Source organism: Chryseobacterium pyrolae, assembly GCF_025153485.1.
Lineage (GTDB): Bacteria > Bacteroidota > Bacteroidia > Flavobacteriales > Weeksellaceae > Chryseobacterium > Chryseobacterium antibioticum.
In genome coordinates this window covers 430680-448588 of the sequence record NZ_JANZQH010000002.1, presented here as the reverse complement: position 1 = coordinate 448588, position 17909 = coordinate 430680, and the positions used below count along the sequence as shown (strand labels likewise).

16 protein-coding genes and 1 riboswitch are annotated in these 17909 nt (G+C 36.7%); of the genes, 4 read left to right on the top strand and 12 right to left on the bottom strand.

The window, feature by feature from the left end:
- Positions 1 to 49: 49 nt before the first annotated feature.
- A riboswitch (TPP riboswitch) is annotated at positions 50 to 142 on the bottom strand.
- Positions 143 to 184: 42 nt separating this feature from the next.
- The 3 genes from NZD88_RS05380 to NZD88_RS05370 all read right to left on the bottom strand — a co-directional run bounded on the left by NZD88_RS05380 (position 185) and on the right by NZD88_RS05370 (position 3381).
- On the bottom strand, positions 185 to 2026 hold the full coding sequence (locus NZD88_RS05380; protein ID WP_169235538.1) for a carbon starvation CstA family protein: 1842 nt from the start codon (positions 2024 to 2026) through the stop codon (positions 185 to 187).
- A gap of 211 nt (positions 2027 to 2237) precedes the next feature.
- Complete coding sequence (locus NZD88_RS05375; protein ID WP_047455103.1) at positions 2238 to 2621, bottom strand: DUF3037 domain-containing protein; 384 nt, start codon at positions 2619 to 2621, stop codon at positions 2238 to 2240.
- Positions 2608 to 3381, bottom strand: coding sequence for a HipA family kinase (locus tag NZD88_RS05370; RefSeq protein WP_259828028.1), 774 nt, complete (start codon positions 3379 to 3381; stop codon positions 2608 to 2610). Before NZD88_RS05370 ends, NZD88_RS05375 begins: the two co-directional genes overlap by 14 nt.
- A 145-nt stretch (positions 3382 to 3526) precedes the next feature.
- On the opposite strand from NZD88_RS05370, the gene NZD88_RS05365 reads away from it, so the two are divergent.
- Positions 3527 to 4369 (top strand): alpha/beta hydrolase family protein, encoded by an 843-nt coding sequence (locus NZD88_RS05365; protein ID WP_259828026.1) that lies wholly within the window; start codon positions 3527 to 3529, stop codon positions 4367 to 4369.
- Between the two features lie 64 nt (positions 4370 to 4433).
- Positions 4434 to 4946: a hypothetical protein gene (locus NZD88_RS05360; RefSeq protein ID WP_259828024.1), complete on the top strand. Its 513-nt coding sequence runs from the start codon at positions 4434 to 4436 to the stop codon at positions 4944 to 4946.
- Between the two features lie 314 nt (positions 4947 to 5260).
- On the opposite strand, the gene NZD88_RS05355 is transcribed toward NZD88_RS05360, so the two are convergent.
- The 8 genes from NZD88_RS05355 to NZD88_RS05320 form a co-directional block, all read right to left on the bottom strand.
- Positions 5261 to 6085: a flavin reductase family protein gene (locus tag NZD88_RS05355; protein ID WP_259828022.1), complete on the bottom strand. Its 825-nt coding sequence runs from the start codon at positions 6083 to 6085 to the stop codon at positions 5261 to 5263.
- Complete coding sequence (locus NZD88_RS05350; RefSeq protein WP_259828021.1) at positions 6082 to 7992, bottom strand: reverse transcriptase domain-containing protein; 1911 nt, start codon at positions 7990 to 7992, stop codon at positions 6082 to 6084. The genes NZD88_RS05355 and NZD88_RS05350 overlap by 4 nt, the downstream gene beginning before the upstream one ends.
- Entirely contained in the window at positions 7992 to 9245 is a 1254-nt protein-coding gene (fahA, locus tag NZD88_RS05345; protein WP_259828019.1) for a fumarylacetoacetase, read from the bottom strand. Before fahA ends, NZD88_RS05350 begins: the two co-directional genes overlap by 1 nt.
- Before the next feature lie 78 nt (positions 9246 to 9323).
- Entirely contained in the window at positions 9324 to 9782 is a 459-nt protein-coding gene (locus NZD88_RS05340; protein ID WP_259828017.1) for a hypothetical protein, read from the bottom strand.
- A 70-nt stretch (positions 9783 to 9852) separates the two neighbouring features.
- A complete protein-coding gene (hppD, locus tag NZD88_RS05335) occupies positions 9853 to 10983 on the bottom strand; it encodes a 4-hydroxyphenylpyruvate dioxygenase (RefSeq protein ID WP_259828016.1) in 1131 nt (376 codons plus the stop codon).
- 236 nt (positions 10984 to 11219) lie between these two features.
- Positions 11220 to 12014, bottom strand: coding sequence for a hypothetical protein (locus NZD88_RS05330; RefSeq protein WP_169235548.1), 795 nt, complete (start codon positions 12012 to 12014; stop codon positions 11220 to 11222).
- A gap of 130 nt (positions 12015 to 12144) precedes the next feature.
- A complete protein-coding gene (locus tag NZD88_RS05325) occupies positions 12145 to 13419 on the bottom strand; it encodes an acetyl-CoA hydrolase/transferase family protein (RefSeq protein ID WP_259828015.1) in 1275 nt (424 codons plus the stop codon).
- A 29-nt stretch (positions 13420 to 13448) separates the two neighbouring features.
- Positions 13449 to 14636, bottom strand: a complete 1188-nt coding sequence (locus tag NZD88_RS05320) for a homogentisate 1,2-dioxygenase (protein ID WP_259828014.1) — start codon at positions 14634 to 14636, stop codon at positions 13449 to 13451.
- A 121-nt stretch (positions 14637 to 14757) separates the two neighbouring features.
- Here NZD88_RS05320 and NZD88_RS05315 point away from each other — a divergent pair, with 121 nt between their 5' ends.
- Together NZD88_RS05315 and NZD88_RS05310 are read left to right on the top strand one after the other, a co-directional pair.
- Positions 14758 to 16827, top strand: a complete 2070-nt coding sequence (locus NZD88_RS05315) for a TonB-dependent receptor plug domain-containing protein (protein ID WP_259828013.1) — start codon at positions 14758 to 14760, stop codon at positions 16825 to 16827.
- Positions 16824 to 17285, top strand: a complete 462-nt coding sequence (locus NZD88_RS05310) for a thioredoxin family protein (protein ID WP_259828012.1) — start codon at positions 16824 to 16826, stop codon at positions 17283 to 17285. The genes NZD88_RS05315 and NZD88_RS05310 overlap by 4 nt, the downstream gene beginning before the upstream one ends.
- Before the next feature lie 152 nt (positions 17286 to 17437).
- Here the strand turns inward: NZD88_RS05310 and NZD88_RS05305 are convergent, their stop codons facing one another.
- Positions 17438 to 17908: a cupin domain-containing protein gene (locus NZD88_RS05305; RefSeq protein ID WP_259828011.1), complete on the bottom strand. Its 471-nt coding sequence runs from the start codon at positions 17906 to 17908 to the stop codon at positions 17438 to 17440.
- Position 17909 lies beyond the last annotated feature (1 nt).

Genomic DNA, 17909 nt, shown 5'->3' with positions numbered 1-17909 from the left:
AATAAAAATAGCTTCAGGAAAAAATCCAAAACAAAAAGTACACTGTGAACAATGTCATTTTGCTTTTCCCTACGTCGGTGTTAGCCGTATCAGGTTCAAAGGGACTCTCTCAATTCTTTTCAGAATACCCCTAAAGCAAAACAAATGTATAAAAATTATCAGAGCAGGCAAAAACTCACGAGGATTATCTTTCTACAAGCTCTTTCACAGGTTCTCCGTAATAATCTGTTACTGTGGTTTTGATCTGCAAGAGCTGATACCACTTTATAAAAGCTCCTATAAATACAATCAACATCAGAACCATAGCTGTTACGGCTAACGCTGCCAGCAGATACTGTTCTTTAGGAAGATAAATTGCAGTGACCTGGATATAACCCGCCCAAAAGGTGATTCCAGCCATAAAAACTCCTGGAATTGCTGAGCATAATGCATATTTCCCCCTGTTCATCCGGATCAGCATCGTGGTACAGACAATAAGTCCGCAGGCTGCCAATAATTGATTACTGATTCCAAATAATGGCCAGATACTGCTTACATTACCAGTAAATACCAAATATCCCCAAGCAAAGGTAAATAAGAGACTGCTGATAATAATTCCGGGAATCCAGTTTTTATCATTGAACTTTGGAATAACGGATCCCAGCATTTCCTGTAAGAAGAAACGGCCTACTCTTGTTCCGGCATCAATGGCAGTAAGAATGAACACCGCTTCAAACATGATGGCGAAATTATACCAGTAAGCAGTCAATTGATCCATGTACGGGATTTTATTGAAAATATGGGCCATTCCCACCGCTAAGGACACCGCTCCACCTGTTCTTCCGTGAAGCTCAATGCCTATTTTTTGTGAATAATAATCGATGTCTACCCCGTGCAGAGCAGGATGGGCTGCCAGGAACGCGTCATAAGATTCCTTCGGCGTATTGATGGCAAAATAATCACCAGGCATTAAGGTACATGCTGCGATCAAAGCCATTAAAGCGACAAAACCTTCCACGAGCATCGCCCCATAACCCACAAAAAGGATCTCTTTTTCTTTGTTAAGCATCTTCGGCGTTGTTCCGGTTGCAATGACTGCGTGAAACCCTGAAATCGCTCCACAGGCAATCACGATAAAAATAAAAGGAAGTACAGGCCCACCGATAACAGGTCCTCCACCATTCACGAATTCTGTAAGGGCAGGCATCTGGATCGTTGGATGAATGACAATCACACCCACAGCAAGCATAATGATCGTTCCTATTTTCAGATAGGTTGAAAGATAATCTCTCGGTACAAGAAGCAGCCAAACAGGAAGCACAGAAGCCAGAAAACCATACAATGGGATAGCAATCGAAATGGTTTTTATATCCCATGTAAACAGGTTATTCATCGTTTCGTTTTGCATTAAACTATGTCCCCCGATGATTCCTGCTATTAAAAGTATACCTCCCAAAATACTGGCGAAAAGCACACTGTTTTTTCTGTATCTCATGATCAATCCCATGATCACTGCAATTGGCATTGTGATCACAACAGTAAAAAGAGACCAGGAAGCCTCATGCATTGCATTGATACAGGCAAGTGATAAGCCGGCCAATGTAAGAATCAGAATGAATAATATAGCAAAACCGGCAACCGTTCCTGTCGTTTTCCCAATTTCTTTAGAAGCAATAGTAGCGAGACTTTGTCCTTTATGTCGTACAGAAGCGAATAAAACCACCATATCATGAACACCGCCACCCAATACACATCCGATAAGGATCCATAATGCGCCGGGAAGATACCCAAACTGGGCAGCCAGAACGGGTCCAACTAGTGGCCCGGCTGCGGCAATGGCAGCAAAATGATGCCCAAAAAGAACATTTTTGTTGGTGGCTACATAATCTTTTCCGTCTGCAAATTCTACGGCAGGGGTTGTATTTTGATCGTTAAGCCGGAGTACTTTATTGGCAATAAAAATACCATAAAAACGGTAAGCGATCGCAAAGATCAGTACCGATACAAATATCAGAGTGAGTGCATTGGTGTTATTCAGAAAATCCATACCATTTGTTTTTTAAGAATGAATAATTAAAAATATTGGATATTTTGTTAAGAATAATTTAAACAAAAGCCAAGTTAATTATTTTAGACATAAAAAATGATGATATGTATACTAATTTAGCAAATTTGTGTTTTACAGTTTGTTTTTATTATGTATGGTGTTGATTTATAATTTAATATCGTATTGTGTGATTATAAATGTATATTAAATGTTATTTTACTAATTCCTCAAAAAGTTTACCAAAAGTCTTTTCCAAGTCTTTGGATTTTCCCGGATGAGGTCTTGAAGTCTGAACTACAGAACTTCTTACGGCCGTCAGCCATCGGAAACGTTCCGGAATATCCATCAGGGCGATGGGGCCTCCTTCTTTGTCGCCGTTTGCGATTTTTTGGAAGCTTTCCAGATTCTGGATAATGTCGTCGTAATCAATTTTATTATGCATCAGCTTAAATTTATCCGGACACAGATGGAATTCCACGCGGATAAACTTCTCTTTTTTGGAGAACATCACGAGTCCGATGTTGAAAAATTCTTCTCTTTCAACTTTCGGCACCAGGCGTATAACGGCGTATTCGTATATTTTATCCTCTTGCATTTTTTGCTTCGTTTACAAAGATTTGAGAATTTTCTAACCTGGTTTTCATGAACTGGAAATAGACCTCACGGATCTCTTCCGGTGTTTCGTCTGCATCCTTCCATTGGAGCCAGTCTTCAGGAATTAAATTGACGATTTCCCTGAATAATGTATCATTCAATACTTGGTGGGCAAACTGATCAGCTTCATCCAGCTTGTTGGCTTTTGGAAGAAGGACGTGATCTTTCACATATTTGAAAGGTGTTTTGGCTGCTGCATCAAAATTCTGCCACGAATGGTGGAAATAAAATGATGCTCCATTGTCGATGACCCAAAGCTCCTTATGCCACATCAGAAGATTCGTATTTCTGAAAGTACGGTCGATATTGGTGATGAATGCATCCAGCCAGACAATCTTTGAGGCCAGAACCGGATCAACCTTTACGCCCGGATCATAGGTGATAGAACCTGAAAGATAATGAAGTCCCAGATTCAGTCCTTCTGAAAATTTCAGCAATTCCTGGATTTCCTCATCAGCTTCCGTTCTTCCAAAGTCAACATCCAGGTTCACGAATACCAACTCCGGGATCCTCAATCCTAAAGCTTCTGTGATCTTACCACCCAGAAGTTCGGAGATCAGCATTTTTACTCCGTGGCCTGCGCCTCGAAATTTCAGTACATATTTAAAATCATCATCAGCTTCTGCCAAAGCAGGAAGAGATCCACCTTCCCTCAGGGGCAGGATGTAACGCATGACGGTTACCGTTCTTAAATCCAGCATACCGCAAAATTAAGGTTATTTTTTGATAACTTGTGATCTGTGCGAGCGGGAACGAAAATAAGATTAAAACAAAAGGGCTAAGGATTTTTTCATTAATTTAGATTCGTATGAAATGCCACAAACAGTACATAAAAGTTTTAATTGTATGAAATTGATAAAAGATAGTAACATAAGGCTTGAAAACCCTGAGACCAGAGATTTTCTGGCTGATGCATTGTATCCTGAAACTGATGAAAAATTACCGTTGGTGATCTTTGTTCACGGTTACAAAGGTTATAAAGACTGGGGTGCCTGGAATCTGATGGCAGAAAAGTTTGCGGAAGCTGGCTTTTTCTTTGTGAAATTTAATGCTTCCCATAACGGAACTACTGTTGAAGATCCGAATAATTTTGCTGATCTTGAGGCTTTCGGGAACAATAATTATTCTAAGGAACTTTCCGATCTTGGTGTTGTCATTGATCATTTTGTGAAAAATTCTCATGTAGATGATCAGAAAATAATTCTGATCGGGCATAGCAGAGGAGGAGGAATCTCCATCGTAAAGACATCTGAAGATGAAAGGATCAATGGTTTGATTACACTGGCCAGCGTAGATAGTCTGGAACGTTTCCCAAAAAATGAAGCTCTGGAAAACTGGAAAAAAGAAGGCGTCTATTATGTGCTGAACGGGCGTACCAAACAGGAGATGCCACATTACTATCAGTTTTATGAAGATTTTGAGAATCATATTCACCGTTTTGACGTGGAAAGAGCGACAGAAATGGCGAAAGCTTATGTATTGATTATTCATGGAACCCAGGATGAAAGTGTAAGTGTAACAAATGCAGAACATCTTCATCTTCTCAATCCCAATTCAGAATTGTTCTTAGTTGAAAATGCAGATCACACGTTTGGATCAAAAGAACCGTGGACGGAAAAAGAACTTCCGGAAAATTTGAAAATCGTAACCGAAAAATGCATTGATTTCATCAATAAAAATTTGAAGTAAAGTTAATAATGGAATAAATTTTGAGGATTAACGTTCTAAGTATTAATCACATTTTTAAATTATTATGAAAAAATTGATCGTAGGCGCATGTGCGTTCTCATTATTCGCTGTAATCTCATGCAAAAAGGAAGCAAAAGCAGACGTATCTTCTACCGGTACAGATTCTTTGGCGACAACAATGCCTAAGGATTCTGTAACCACACCAAAAACAGACTCCGTAACTTCAACACCTGCAACAGCTTCCACAGATAATATCCTGACTAAAAATACAGGGAAATATCCTAATGATATTAAACTGTTTGAAGATAAAAGTTTTGCCGACAGAGTTAAAAAACTTACCGGAACACAATATGATGAAATGCTTAAAAATTTCAACGTAGAATCTCCTATTGTATCTGAAAACGGAATCTATAAAGTAACAGGCTGTAAACAACACGACTGCCCGGGATATTTAACATCAATCTTTTATGATTCCAAAAATGACAACCTGAATGTGTCTATTGATAAAAATGGTAAAGTAACGGATTTTGCTGAGAAAGGAAAAATTACAGTTACTGAAGCATTAAAGTCTAAGTAACCCCAAACAAGAAAATCTGTGTTATCAGTGGCAGTGGGAATATAAACCCCTTCAATTTGGATAAACGACAAATAACCAGGCTTTTACTTTAAAAAAGTTAGATTGTAAATTTAGTGTCGTTGTGAATTCCAACACTATAAAGTAGCAGATTTTTGTTTAACGCAAAGTTTTAAGATCAGGATTACTTATTTAGGAAAGCAAAGGATTAATCAACAAGTTGATTGGCTGAAGCGAACTGGCGAATAGCTATATTTTAAAGCTAAGAAAATAAATAAAAAACCAGCCTTACTTTAGGCTGGTTTTATTTTGTGGAATTATTGTATTGTTAAAAATGTCCAGGCTTCATCAATCTTACTTTGCAACAGTAATTTCTGAGCGTTTATATGAACGTTTTCATCTGCATGGAAATCTCCTGCGGGAAGTATTTCTATATTGGCAAGCATTCCCAAATCATTTCCTGTAAATATTTTACTGTATTTGATGGAGTCAGGAAGAAGATCAAACCCGATTCCTTTTGTGACCAAAGGTTTCGGAACCTCAAAAAGGCTGTTCTCATTGCTTCTCGAATATAAATTCCCTCCTAAACGGGCCACCATATCCAGTTTTTGCTGATCTAAATTTCCTGTTTCATTCAGATATTCTTCCCTGATATGAATTTTCTGAACCTCACAAATCACCAGATTTCCTGCTCCGCCCTTGTCTCCCAGAGATTTTACTTCTAACACTTTGCATTCAAAGTTTACGGGACATTCTTCAATCAGTTTGGGCTGTACCAGATCCGCATCTTTCATGGTTAGCCCGGATTTGATGAATTCATTCACTCCGGTTTCGTATTCCGTAGAAGCTAAAGAGATCTGCTGTACAATGGGGAAATTCACTGTTCCAATGACTACTTCAGGAACTTCCAGAACATTTTCCAGAGTATGTTTGGTGGTATTATCTCGTACTCTCCTGGATGGTGAAAAAATCAAAATCGGAGGAACCGTACTGAACATATTAAAAAAACTGAATGGTGATAAATTAATAGTTCCGTTTTTATCTACCGTAGATGCCAGGGCAATCGGACGCGGCGACACGGCAGTCTGCATAATGGTCTGAAGCTGTACGGGGGATAATTCGGATGGGATAACTGTTTTCATTTAAGGTTTCTACTAATTAATTTATTCATACTCTTTAAATACATTAAATATTCTTTCTTTCCTACAACCCAATTTTCCATTAACTTATCTCCTGGATGTGAGATGTTATTTTTATTTCTTCTATCAAAAAATGACATTACAAAATTAATATCTTGTATAGGTGTTTCACATTTAATGAGAAAATCAATAATATTAAGTTGATTATAATTTTTTAATTGTGTTTGTGATTTTGATTTGTCTTTGATAAAACAATAAAGATGGAAAGTATTAAGTAAATGGTTGAATGCAACATTATATCTTTCTTCTTTTTCTGAAAGAATTAGCATCTTTATTTGTTGCATTAAAGAATCATTTTTTAGAAGTACTTTATCCTCAATATTAAGATATTTTTTTTCTCTGTCTTTTTTGCCTTCAATCATTCTCTTTATTAAAGAATAGTAAAAACCACCTTCATTTTTTAATATGATTTCATTAAATGACTTATCATAGTTTTCGAGATTAACAAATTTTTCCAAGAGGTAGATATACTGAGTTTTCTTTATTTTTTGTTTAAAATTATCTTTAAAAAATTCTTCAATAATTTTGTAGCCGGTTTTAGAATTGTCAATTAGATAAATTAAAGCTTTTGTACTATTCAATGTTAATATTGGATTCCAATCTTTAAACGCTCTGTTTATTTTAGTTTGGCTCTGTTTACTCCTTATAAAGTTTTTAACAGATTTGTCAAAAACTTCTTTAAGAGTTAAGTCATTTTCATTTGAAATTTTTGTAATTCCATTTTTTTTATACTCAGACTTTAAATTTTCAATTATATCAGAAATATCTTTTACTTTATCATCTAAAGATTTTTTATCTTCATTATTATATTTTGAAAAACTAATAAACTTTTCTTCACTTATAAATTTTTGTAAATCAGTATTAGAATTTAATATCCATTTTTGAGATTTTAGATGATTAATTTTCAAATTTAATTTTTCAGATAAAAAATCAGTTATTTTAGTTGATATGTCAAAGAATAAATCACCAATTATTTCATTTTTTTCTTTTTTTTCTTTTTCAAAAATTAAGAAAAAGTCATCTACATATCTGAAATATGAAAAGCCTTCTTCCTTAGAAATATCAAGTTTTTGAATATAATTATCCAATTCAAATAAATATATATAACTCAAGAAGTTAGAAAATATGTTCTGTGAAGATAATGGTAGTCCAAAATGATTACCATTAAAATACTTAAATAAATCCAAGATTGAATTTTTTGTCGCATTATCAAATCTAAGTGTTTTTTTTATTGAAGGAAGACTATATTTATCAATTACGTCAATTAATATTTTATTATCAATTGTTTTAAAATAATCTTGAATATCCAATTTAATAATACAAATTTTCTTTTTATCATCTAGTCCTTTTTTAATCTTTCTTTTAATACCAAGATTGAAAGAAGAATAATCATTTTGATAGTAAATCTCACTGTTTTTAGGAGAATCAAAATTTATTTTACCTCCATAATATGTGAAAGCTTTATTTTTATTGCTTTTTGATTTTTCTACAGAAGCGAGAGTTTCTGATAATAATTCATAAAAATAATAGCCTAAAGAATAATAAAGAATAAATAAATTGAACGAAGTGAAATTAAACCTTCTTAAACCATACGCTCCTTTTGGAAGTAGATATTCATTATTGTAAAAAATTGATTTGTAATTGTAAAATAAATCTTTACATAAAAACTTTTGATAATATTTTTTTATATCAAAAGTTCTTATGTAATGTTCGTTCCTAAAAATCTCGAAATCAAGTGTTTTAAAAGTAAAAGTTTCTTGAGATAATTGATGCTTAAGCAATTCGAAGGCCTTTTCAATATGGCTTTCATTAATAAAATAACCTAAATTGAAATTTTTAGAAACTTTCATTATTTGTTTAAATATGGAATAATTTTACCGGAAACTTCACCGAAACCTACTCTTATGCCATCTTTTTCAGACCATGCTTTCATGGTAACGGTGTCGTTATCTTCGATGAATTTTCTTTCCTGACCGTCTTTCAACTGTAAAGGATTTTGGCCTTTCCAAGTCAGTTCCAGCATAGACCCGAAAGATTTTGGATCGCTTCCTGAAATGGTTCCGCTGGCATATAAATCTCCAACTTCCACATTACATCCGTTGATCGTATGATGTGCCAGCTGCTGAGTCATGTTCCAGTACATAAATTTATAGTTACTTTCTGAAATCAGGTTCTCTTCGCCGTTCTCAGGTTGTAAATACACTTCAAGATTGATGTCGTAATTTTTATCGCCTTCAAACTGTAAATAGTCTAAAACTTCAGGATCCTGTTTTGGAGAAGCTGTTCTGAATGGCTCCAGTGCTTCCAGTGTAACTACCCATGGAGAAATAGATGAACCGAAGTTTTTGCCAAGGAAAGGTCCCAGTGGAACATATTCCCAAGCCTGGATATCTCTTGCTGACCAGTCATTGAATACCACCATTCCGAAGATCGCCTCTTCAGCTTCCTTTGTGGAAATACTTTCGCCCATATCCGAGTTTCTGTTTAGAATAAAGGCCATTTCCAGTTCAAAATCCAGTTGCTTGCTTGGTCCGAAAACTGGTTTTTCTGCATCTGCAGGTTTTGTCTGACCTTTAGGACGGTTAATATCCGTTCCTGAAACTACAATGGAGGAAGCTCTTCCATGGTAACCTACCGGAAGATGTTTCCAGTTGGGAAGTAAAGCATTTTCCGGGTCACGGAACATTTTTCCTACGTTTGTTGCGTGTTCGATGCTGCTGTAAAAATCCGTGTAATTCGGGATGTGTACAGGCATCATCATTTTTACTTTGTCGAGATCATAGAACGCATCTACAATAGTTTTTTCGTCTTTAGACAAAATTGAGCCTTCCTGCAGAAGCTCCTGGATTCTGGTACGTACTGCGTTGGTAACCGGTTTTCCAAGTTCGATAAACTCGTTGAGTGTATACGCTTCAAAAACATTATCGTCTAATCCTTTAATGTTTTCAAAATAGCCAAGATCGTACAGAGTGGCAAGATCTACTACCTGATCTCCGATTCTTGTACAGCATCCGATATATTCTTTGTTAAAAACTGTTACTCCGAAAGGAATATTATGTATAGAAAAATCTGAATCCGAAGAATATTCTACAAATGATTTCATAAAGTTTTAGAATTAAATTAAGTTGTAAGATAACAAATCTACATAGATCTGCTATTCCGATTTGATGTCTGTGGGAATTTATTTCGTTTTGGAATAAGAAGCTTCATCTATCCATCTGTCTTTTGTATTGACATCAATAAGATACAGAATGTCTTTCTGCTTGGTGAGCAGTAACGTTTTGGTCACAGGCATCGGAACTTTTTTGTTTTCAAGCTTGTCTGCCCTCAGGGAAACGATGTTTTTTCTTCTGACAATGTCGCCGGTAAAAACGTTTGAACTGCTTTCTCCGGTAGCTTTATCATCAAAAACTTCTACATAGGTAGCCTGGTTTCCTTTAATAACAATAAAATCTCTTTCCGTGTGATCTTCTGCATCTTTAATGAAGACAAACTTCTTGTTGTCAATATTTTCATTTTCAAGATGTTGATTGATGCCTTTTCTTTCTTCCAGGCGGTTAAGGATTTCATTAAGGCTTCCATATTGAGCATTAAGTCCCAATGTTCCAAAAAATAAAATCCCCATTAAAATTTTTCTCATAATATGTGTTTTTAAAAAAAAGTTTTGTCAAGACTTTTCATCCTGACAAAACTCGTACTGTATTGTAAAATTAAAGATTTCCTCTTCTGTCTTGCTCTCTTTCCAGTGCTTCGAACAATGCTTTAAAATTTCCGGCACCAAAACTCTGTGCACCGTGTCTTTCAATGATCTCGAAGAACAGGGTAGGACGGTCTTCTACGGGCTTCGTAAAGATCTGAAGTAAGTATCCTTCTTCATCATGATCAATAAGGATGCCTAAGTCCTGTAATTTTTTAAGATCTTCATCAATATGGCCAACTCTTTCAGGAACCATATCATAATAAGCTTCTGGTGGAGCTGAAAGGAATTCTACACCACGTTTCTTCAATTCAGTAACGGTGTGGATGATATCCCTTGTCGCTACAGCGATGTGCTGTACGCCTTCTCCTTCATAGAAATCAAGATATTCTTCTACCTGAGATTTCTTTTTACCTTCTGCCGGTTCGTTGATCGGGAATTTTGCAAATCCGTTTCCGTTTGACATTACTTTAGACATCAATGCAGAATATTCTGTATTGATCTGCTTATCGTCAAAAGAAAGGATGTTCACAAAGCCCATTACTTTTTCGTACCATTCTACCGTAGGGATCATTCTGTTCCAGTCTACATTTCCTACACAGTGGTCTACATATAACAAACCAGCGTCTTCAGGATTGTAAGCGCTTTCCCATTTTTCGTACCCAGGCATGAAAGCTCCTTTGTAATTTTTTCTTTCGATGAACATGTGGATCGTCTCTCCGTATGTATAAATTCCGGACATTCTTACCTCACCTTGCTCATCTGTTAAAGTTACAGGCTCCAAATAGGGTTTTCCGCCTCTCTTGGTAGTTTCCTCAAAAGCGTCATAAGCGTCATCTACCCAAAGTGCCAAAATTTTCACTCCATCACCGTGTTTTTTTACGTGTTCGCTGATAGGTGAATCGGATTTAAGCCCAGTTGTTAATACCAATCTTATCTTCCCCTGTTGAAGAACATAAGAAGCGCGGTCCCTTACTCCTGTTTCAGGACCAGCATATGCTACAGACTGAAAACCGAAAGCGGTTTTGTAATAATGGGCAGCCTGTTTAGCATTTCCTACATAAAACTCAATGTAATCTGTACCGTTGATCGGTAAAAAATTCTCAGCTTGAGCAATTTTTTCGGCAAATGTAAGTGTTGACATATTTCTATTTTTACTTTTATTTTAATGGTATGCAAATTACAAAAATCTTATAAATAGCGAAAGCATTCAAATGGATTCCTTGAATATACTTAACATAAAGTTAAAGAAGAGTTCATTTAAGTATATTTAAGTTTAATTATAATGAAATTGGATGTCTACATTTGTTAATACAAAGAACAAGTGGAAAAAAAATATTTTCGAAAACAGGAAAGCCGTAGAATTTTCTACGGCTTTTCTTATTGTTCTGTATCTACTTTTCTGTTAAGTCTTCCTGCATCAGGATTATAATTATCCCAAATCTTCCAGACATTGTCTATTTTACGGATAAAATAGATCTGGGTATTGAGCTGATTAACGAAATGTTCTTCGCCCGTTTCGCCTACTTTGAACAAAAGATTCCAGAATTCCTGGGTCTCCAGTATTTTCTTGTCTGGCTCATCTGTAACAAGATGAATATCAAAAACTTCATAGTTTGAACGGTTGTTTTTGGTCACCAGCTGAAAGTCTCTTTCACATAATTCTCTGCTGAACTGTGAAGTTCTTTCTAAAAATGGAGAACCGTTAAATACCAGTTCTTTAAAAAATTCCGTTTTATGTTCCGGAAAATGTTTGTAGAATTCAAAAGCGGTAGCGCAATAGTCATACACCATTTTCGTGAGAAATTCAAGACCATCTCCTAATTCCTTCTCGTTATTTTTAAGTTTTACAGATTGTATGTAGTTATTTAAATCTTTGTAACCGAGGAAAATGCAAATTTTGTCCAGTGTTTTCAGGAACCGGAGATCATTATGGGTTTTGTCCTGATAATCATTTTCGAAAAAGCGTTGCAAAGTAACGTGCGATATCGTATTTCCTATTTCAAATTTTTTCCCGCCTTTCAGTTCTTCAGCGTCAGATAATTCATCTTTTATAATTTCAGAAAGAATAATATAATGGCTTCTTTTCCATTCACTTACATTCCCCAAAACAGAATTCCTTACTTTTAAATGCTTTTCAACTTCTTCCCGTATCGAATTATATATCGTTTTCAATTTCCCTTGGTTTTAAATGAGTTTATCAAAAACACTGCCAAAATGTTAAAGCTTTTTTAAGATTTGTATTGTTTTCGTTAATAACGTCTTGGCTTAATTCATGAAAAATAATCACCGTGAAACCATTAGATTATTGTTTAAAACGTTCATAGGCAGCTCTCTCCAGCATTTCCCTATCATCAGGATGTGCAATGCTGATCAGTTCCTGAGCTCTCTGTCGGAGGTTTTTACCATATAAATAAGCCGTACCATATTCTGTCACTACATAATGAATATGTCCTCTAGTGGTCACAACTCCGGCGCCCTGTTTAAGATAAGGAACAATTCTTGAGATTCCTTTTTTAGTTCTCGATGTGATGGCGATGATCGGTTTTCCGTCTTCACTCAACGCTGCCCCTCTCATAAAGTCCATTTGGCCTCCGATTCCACTGTATTGTAACGTTCCGATAGAATCCGCACAAACCTGACCAGTCAAATCAATTTCAATGGCAGAGTTGATGGCTACCATCTTTTTGTTTCTCATGATATTGATCGGGAAGTTCACATTGCTCACATCTTTAAAATCAAAAACTGTATTGTCATCTACATAATCATAGAGCTTTCTGGTTCCAAAACAGAAACTTGTGATGGTTTTATTATCATTGTAGCCCTTATATTTATTGTTAATAACGTCATTTTGAATCAGATCAATGACTCCGTCACTCAACATTTCAGTGTGCACACCCAGGTCTTTGTGATTCGTTAAGCACTTTAAAACAGCATCAGGAATCGTTCCGATACCCATTTGAAGAGTAGATCTGTCATCAATCAGTTCAGCTACATTTTTGCCAACAAGCATTTCTACTTCACCCACTTTTGAACCATAATCTACGGTAGGAAGTTCTTCTTCATGCCACACCAGCTTATGAATTCTGCTGATATGGATCATTCCGTCTCCATGCGTTCTTGGCATCAGAGGATTTACAATAGCTACAATAATTTTTGCGGTATCCACTGCTGCTCTTGCTACATCTACAGAGGTTCCAAGGGTACAGAAACCATGTTTGTCCGGCAGCGAAACGGTTACTAAAGCCACATCCAGTGGCAATATATTTTTTCTGAATAAAATAGGGATTTCGCTTAGGAAAACAGGAACAAAATCACCCCGCTCTGAATTTACCGCATCCCGCACGGGAGTTGATACGAATAAGGAGTTAACAAAGAATTTGTCCTTGTATTGAGGTTTTGCAATTTCCACATTTCCCTGTTGGGTAATGGAAACCATTTCCACATTTTCCAGACGGTGAGACTGTCGTGCCAGCTCATCGATAAGATAATTGGGAGTACATGCACTTCCGTGGAAAAATACGCGGTTTCCGCTTTTTACTGTATATATGGCTTCTTCTGCACTAATATAATTGTACATAATGAAATTTTTTTTATGAATGATTTTTTTTATTCCTGAGAACGGTCTTCCATGGTTTTATCTGATTCCTCCAGCCATGAAGTTTTATAGGAAGGATCTTCTACTTTTAAAGCTTCTTCCGTAATTTTCAACGGACGGAAAGGATCTACCATTACCGCATATTCTTCAGTGAATTTTTTACCGATACTTCTTTCCATAGCGCCTGGATGAGGTCCGTGTACGATTCCTCCCGGATGTAAAGTGAAGTCCATCAAATCGATATGGTTACGGCTCATGAAGTCCCCTTCCGTATAGAACAGAACCTCATCAGAGTCAATATTGGAATGATTGTAAGGTGCCGGAATAGCCATTGGATGATAGTCGTACATTCTTGCACAGAACGAGCAGACTACGAAATTATGACCTTCAAAATTCTGGTGTACCGGAGGCGGTTGGTGAATTCTTCCTGTGATTGGCTCAAAGTTTTTGATATTGAATTTATAAGGATAAAAATATCCGTCCCATCCTACAACATCAAACGGGTGCGTTGCATAAATGAAATCCGTGATCTGGTTTTCTTTTTTTACTTTAATTAAAAATTCCCCTTTTTCATCTTTAGGCTCTTTGAAAACCGGTGCGATCATGTCTCTTTCGCAGAACGGAGAATGTTCCAGAAGCTGTCCGAATTCGTTTCTGTAGCGTTTTGGAGTGTAGATAGGAGAGTGGCTTTCAAGCACGAAAAATACAGTGTCATCAGAGTTCAGTTCCACCTGATAGATAGTTCCCCTCGGAATAATAAGATAATCACCTGTAACAAATTCCAGGTCTCCTACAAAGGTTTTCAGAACCCCAGTTCCGTTGTGAACGTATAAAAGTTCGTCACATTCAGCATTTTTGTAGAAATAATCCATAGACTTTCTGGGTTTTGCTAATCCCATTTTCAAGTCATTGTTCATCAGAAGGATCTTTCTGCTGTCCATGAAATCATTTTCGGGCGTTACATTCATTCCCTTAAACATTCTCGGAGCAATATTCTTTTCCACTGCGATCTTTGGCGTCACATCTTTTGGAATTCCGATGGATTTGATCTGTGTAGGACGGTGGGTATGATAAAGCAGTGATGAAATCCCATGAAAACCTTCCGTTCCGAAAAGCTGTTCGTAGTAAAATTTATCTTCCGGTGATTTGAAAATCGTATGTCTTTTTTGTGGGATGTTTCCCGACTGATGATATCTCATAGTACTTTTATATCTAGTTTCTCAAATTTAATCATTTTTCGTGAATTGATTCTAACAACATTTGTCATGGTGTTTTGTAATTCAAAAATAATTGTTAGATTTGTCTAACAATTTTAATTTCATGAAGCGAATACTATTTTCTATTATTCTTTTATCCTCCTATTGCTTTTCTCAGGAGACCGACAGCCTGAGTTTGCAACCCCCTATAAAACAAGATTCATCAGCGGTTTCCAAAGCGAAAATCAAGATGAGTACCATTGATGATGTTGTTCTTACAGGAACGATAAAACCTTTCAGCAGATCAAAAAGCCCTGTGGCGGTAGAGGTTTACAGCCAGAAATTTTTCCAGAAAAATCCTACTCCGAGTATTTTTGAAGCCATTGCGATGGTGAATGGGGTAAAACCTCAGCTGAACTGTTCGGTATGTAACACGGGAGATATTCACATCAACGGTCTGGAAGGACCCTATACGATGATCCTGATTGATGGAATGCCTATTGTAAGCTCACTTTCTACGGTGTACGGGCTGAGTGGGATTCCCAACAGTCTTGTGGACAGAATTGAAGTGGTAAAAGGCCCAGCTTCTTCTATCTACGGTTCTGAAGCGATGGGTGGAGTGATTAATATCATCACCAAAAATGCATTGACCGCCCCGAAACTGAGTGTTGACATGATGACAAGCACCTGGAGTGAAAACAATCTTGATGTTTCAACGAAATTTAATATGGGAAAGAATGCTGCGTCTTTATTAAGTTTAAATTATTTTAGTTTTAAAGAAAAAATAGACCAGAATAAAGACAATTTTACGGATGCTGCGTTACAAAGCAGGATTTCAGTTTTTAATAAATGGAATTTTCAGAGAAAGGAAAACCGCCAGGCAAGCTTTGCCATGAGATATTTATATGAAGACCGCTTTGGCGGGGAAATGCAGTGGAACAAATCCCATCGTGGAAGCAGTGACGTCTATGGTGAAAGTATTTATACCAGCAGGGCAGAAGTTTTTGGATTGTACCAATGGCCTTTAAAGGAATATATCGTTACTCAGTTTTCGTATAATTATCATGACCAGAATTCTTTTTATGGCAGTAACCCCTATAATGCCCTTCAAAAAGTAGCTTTTGCACAGACGTACTGGAGTAAAAAGTTAGGGAAACATGATCTGACAAGTGGAGTTACTTTCAAAAGAACATTTTATGATGACAATACTCCCGGAACCTTGTCCGGAGACGGAATCACAAACGCACCGATGAAATCTCCTATCTGGGGAGCTTTTGTTCAGGATCAGTGGGAAATTAGCGATAAGCATACTTTATTGGTAGGCTACCGTTTTGATTATGATAAGATCCATCATGAAGTGCATTCACCAAGATTTGCCTGGAAATTCTCACCGAATCCTTACCATACGCTGAGGTTCAATTTCGGAACAGGATTCAGAGTGGTGAATCTGTTTACCGAAGATCATGCTGCATTGACAGGCTCAAGAGAGGTGCTGATCAAGTCTAATCTTAAACCTGAAAAATCCGTGAATGGAAATTTAAACTACATCTGGAAAATTCCGGTAGGAAGTCGTATGCTTCAGCTTGATGCATCTGCATTTTATACCTATTTCAGCAATAAGATCGTAGGAGATTTTGATACAGATCCGGATAAAATTATTTACGACAATCTTAATGGCTACGGAATTTCGAGAGGAGCTTCTATGAATGTGGATTTCAGTTTTAGTTTTCCTTTGAGCATTAATTTGGGAGTGACTTACCTGGACGTTTATCAGAAGTTTGATGGCGATAACAAAAAATCACAGCAGCTGCATGCTCCGAAATGGAGTGGTACCTACAATCTTTCATATAAGTTCGCGAATGATCTGACAGTAGATTTTACAGGACAATTCTACGGACCCATGAGGCTTCCGGTACTGCCGAATGATTACCGTCCGGAATATTCTCCGTTCTATTCTTTAGCCAATATTCAGGTTTCAAAAAGTTTCAAATCCGGTTTTGAGGTGTATTGTGGGATTAAAAACCTGTTCAATTTTACACCTAAAGATCCTTTGATGAGGCCGTTTGACCCATTTGACAAATATGCGGACGACCCGATAAGCAACCCGAACCATTACACTTTTGATACCTCTTACGGTTATGCGCCGATGCAGAAGATCAGAGGTTTTCTGGGAGTAAAATATACTTTGAAATGAAAAATTTTATTTTATTTTTAATGTTAGTGCCCTGTTTTTATCTGTCTCAGATGAAGACAGGCACTTTTTCTGATCTTGAAATATCTATGAAAAAAGATCCGAAACCCATTATTATCCATTTGTATACGGACTGGTGCTCGGTTTGTAAAATGGAGAAACATGCATTAAACAAAGACAAAGAAACCGTTGATCTGATCAATGAAAATTTTTATATGGTCAATTTTGAAGCTGAAAAAACAAAGGAAAAGATAAATTTCCAGGGGCGGGAATTTGGATATCTTTCTAATGGAAGTGCCGGGATTCATGAGCTGGCACTGGCTTTGTCTAAAAATAAGAGCCAGCCTGTTTATCCGCTGTGGATCGTTCTTGATAAGGATCAAAAACTGGTATATTATCATGAAGGGCTGCTGGCGCCTGAAACCATGAAGCAGAAACTTTTAGAAATTTCTGCTTTATAGTTGCTATCTTTTTGTTGAGATTGCTTCACCTAAAGGTTCGCAATGACAAACGGTTTTCCGCAGATGGCACGGATGGCACAGATTTTTTCTTGTTGTGAAAAATTAGTAATGCGGAAAAATCTTTTAATCTTTCAATTCTTCAATTTTTAAATCTAATTCTCTGCATCAATAAGTACCGCAAGCTGAATACATGGCTCATCAGAGCGGTTACTCCATGCATGATTGGTCCCTCTTTGAATGACGATATCTCCCGGTTTGAGAAGCGTTTCCCCTTCTTCCATGATCAGATGAAGTTCTCCTGAAAGAAGAATAATGTAATCCAGAGTTTGAGTCTGGTGCATCATGGGATGAGGCTCTCCGGCTTTGAATTCTACTCCGAGATCTTTATCCGGTGGAATGACAACGTAACGGAAATAGGTTCCGTTTTTAGGAGTCTGTGGGAATCCTGTATTGGGGATTCGGGTTTCAATATCCAATCCTGCCGGCATTTTCTGAGTATTCCATATATCTGAAATAATCAGGCCTGGAAGATGTTCCACAACATTTTCTGTTTGCTGATCTTCTATGATGACGGATTTTCCGTTTTTAATTCCTGTGACGATACGTCTGGGTATTGTATTCATA

Bases quoted from the DNA above. Each gene is read 5' to 3' on its own strand.
- NZD88_RS05305 (WP_259828011.1), bottom strand. From the start codon at position 17,908: ATGAATACAATACCCAGACGTATCGTCACAGGAATTAAAAACGGAAAA.
- NZD88_RS05355 (WP_259828022.1), bottom strand. From the start codon at position 6,085: ATGAAAACAGTTATCCCATCCGAATTATCCCCCGTACAGCTTCAGACC.
- NZD88_RS05365 (WP_259828026.1), top strand. From the start codon at position 3,527: ATGAAATTGATAAAAGATAGTAACATAAGGCTTGAAAACCCTGAGACC.
- NZD88_RS05350 (WP_259828021.1), bottom strand. From the start codon at position 7,992: ATGAAAGTTTCTAAAAATTTCAATTTAGGTTATTTTATTAATGAAAGC.
- NZD88_RS05315 (WP_259828013.1), top strand. From the start codon at position 14,758: ATGAAGCGAATACTATTTTCTATTATTCTTTTATCCTCCTATTGCTTT.
- NZD88_RS05375 (WP_047455103.1), bottom strand. From the start codon at position 2,621: ATGCAAGAGGATAAAATATACGAATACGCCGTTATACGCCTGGTGCCG.
- NZD88_RS05325 (WP_259828015.1), bottom strand. From the start codon at position 13,419: ATGTACAATTATATTAGTGCAGAAGAAGCCATATATACAGTAAAAAGC.
- NZD88_RS05370 (WP_259828028.1), bottom strand. From the start codon at position 3,381: ATGCTGGATTTAAGAACGGTAACCGTCATGCGTTACATCCTGCCCCTG.
- fahA (WP_259828019.1), bottom strand. From the start codon at position 9,245: ATGAAATCATTTGTAGAATATTCTTCGGATTCAGATTTTTCTATACAT.
- NZD88_RS05320 (WP_259828014.1), bottom strand. From the start codon at position 14,636: ATGAGATATCATCAGTCGGGAAACATCCCACAAAAAAGACATACGATT.
- NZD88_RS05340 (WP_259828017.1), bottom strand. From the start codon at position 9,782: ATGAGAAAAATTTTAATGGGGATTTTATTTTTTGGAACATTGGGACTT.
- NZD88_RS05360 (WP_259828024.1), top strand. From the start codon at position 4,434: ATGAAAAAATTGATCGTAGGCGCATGTGCGTTCTCATTATTCGCTGTA.
- NZD88_RS05380 (WP_169235538.1), bottom strand. From the start codon at position 2,026: ATGGATTTTCTGAATAACACCAATGCACTCACTCTGATATTTGTATCG.
- NZD88_RS05310 (WP_259828012.1), top strand. From the start codon at position 16,824: ATGAAAAATTTTATTTTATTTTTAATGTTAGTGCCCTGTTTTTATCTG.
- hppD (WP_259828016.1), bottom strand. From the start codon at position 10,983: ATGTCAACACTTACATTTGCCGAAAAAATTGCTCAAGCTGAGAATTTT.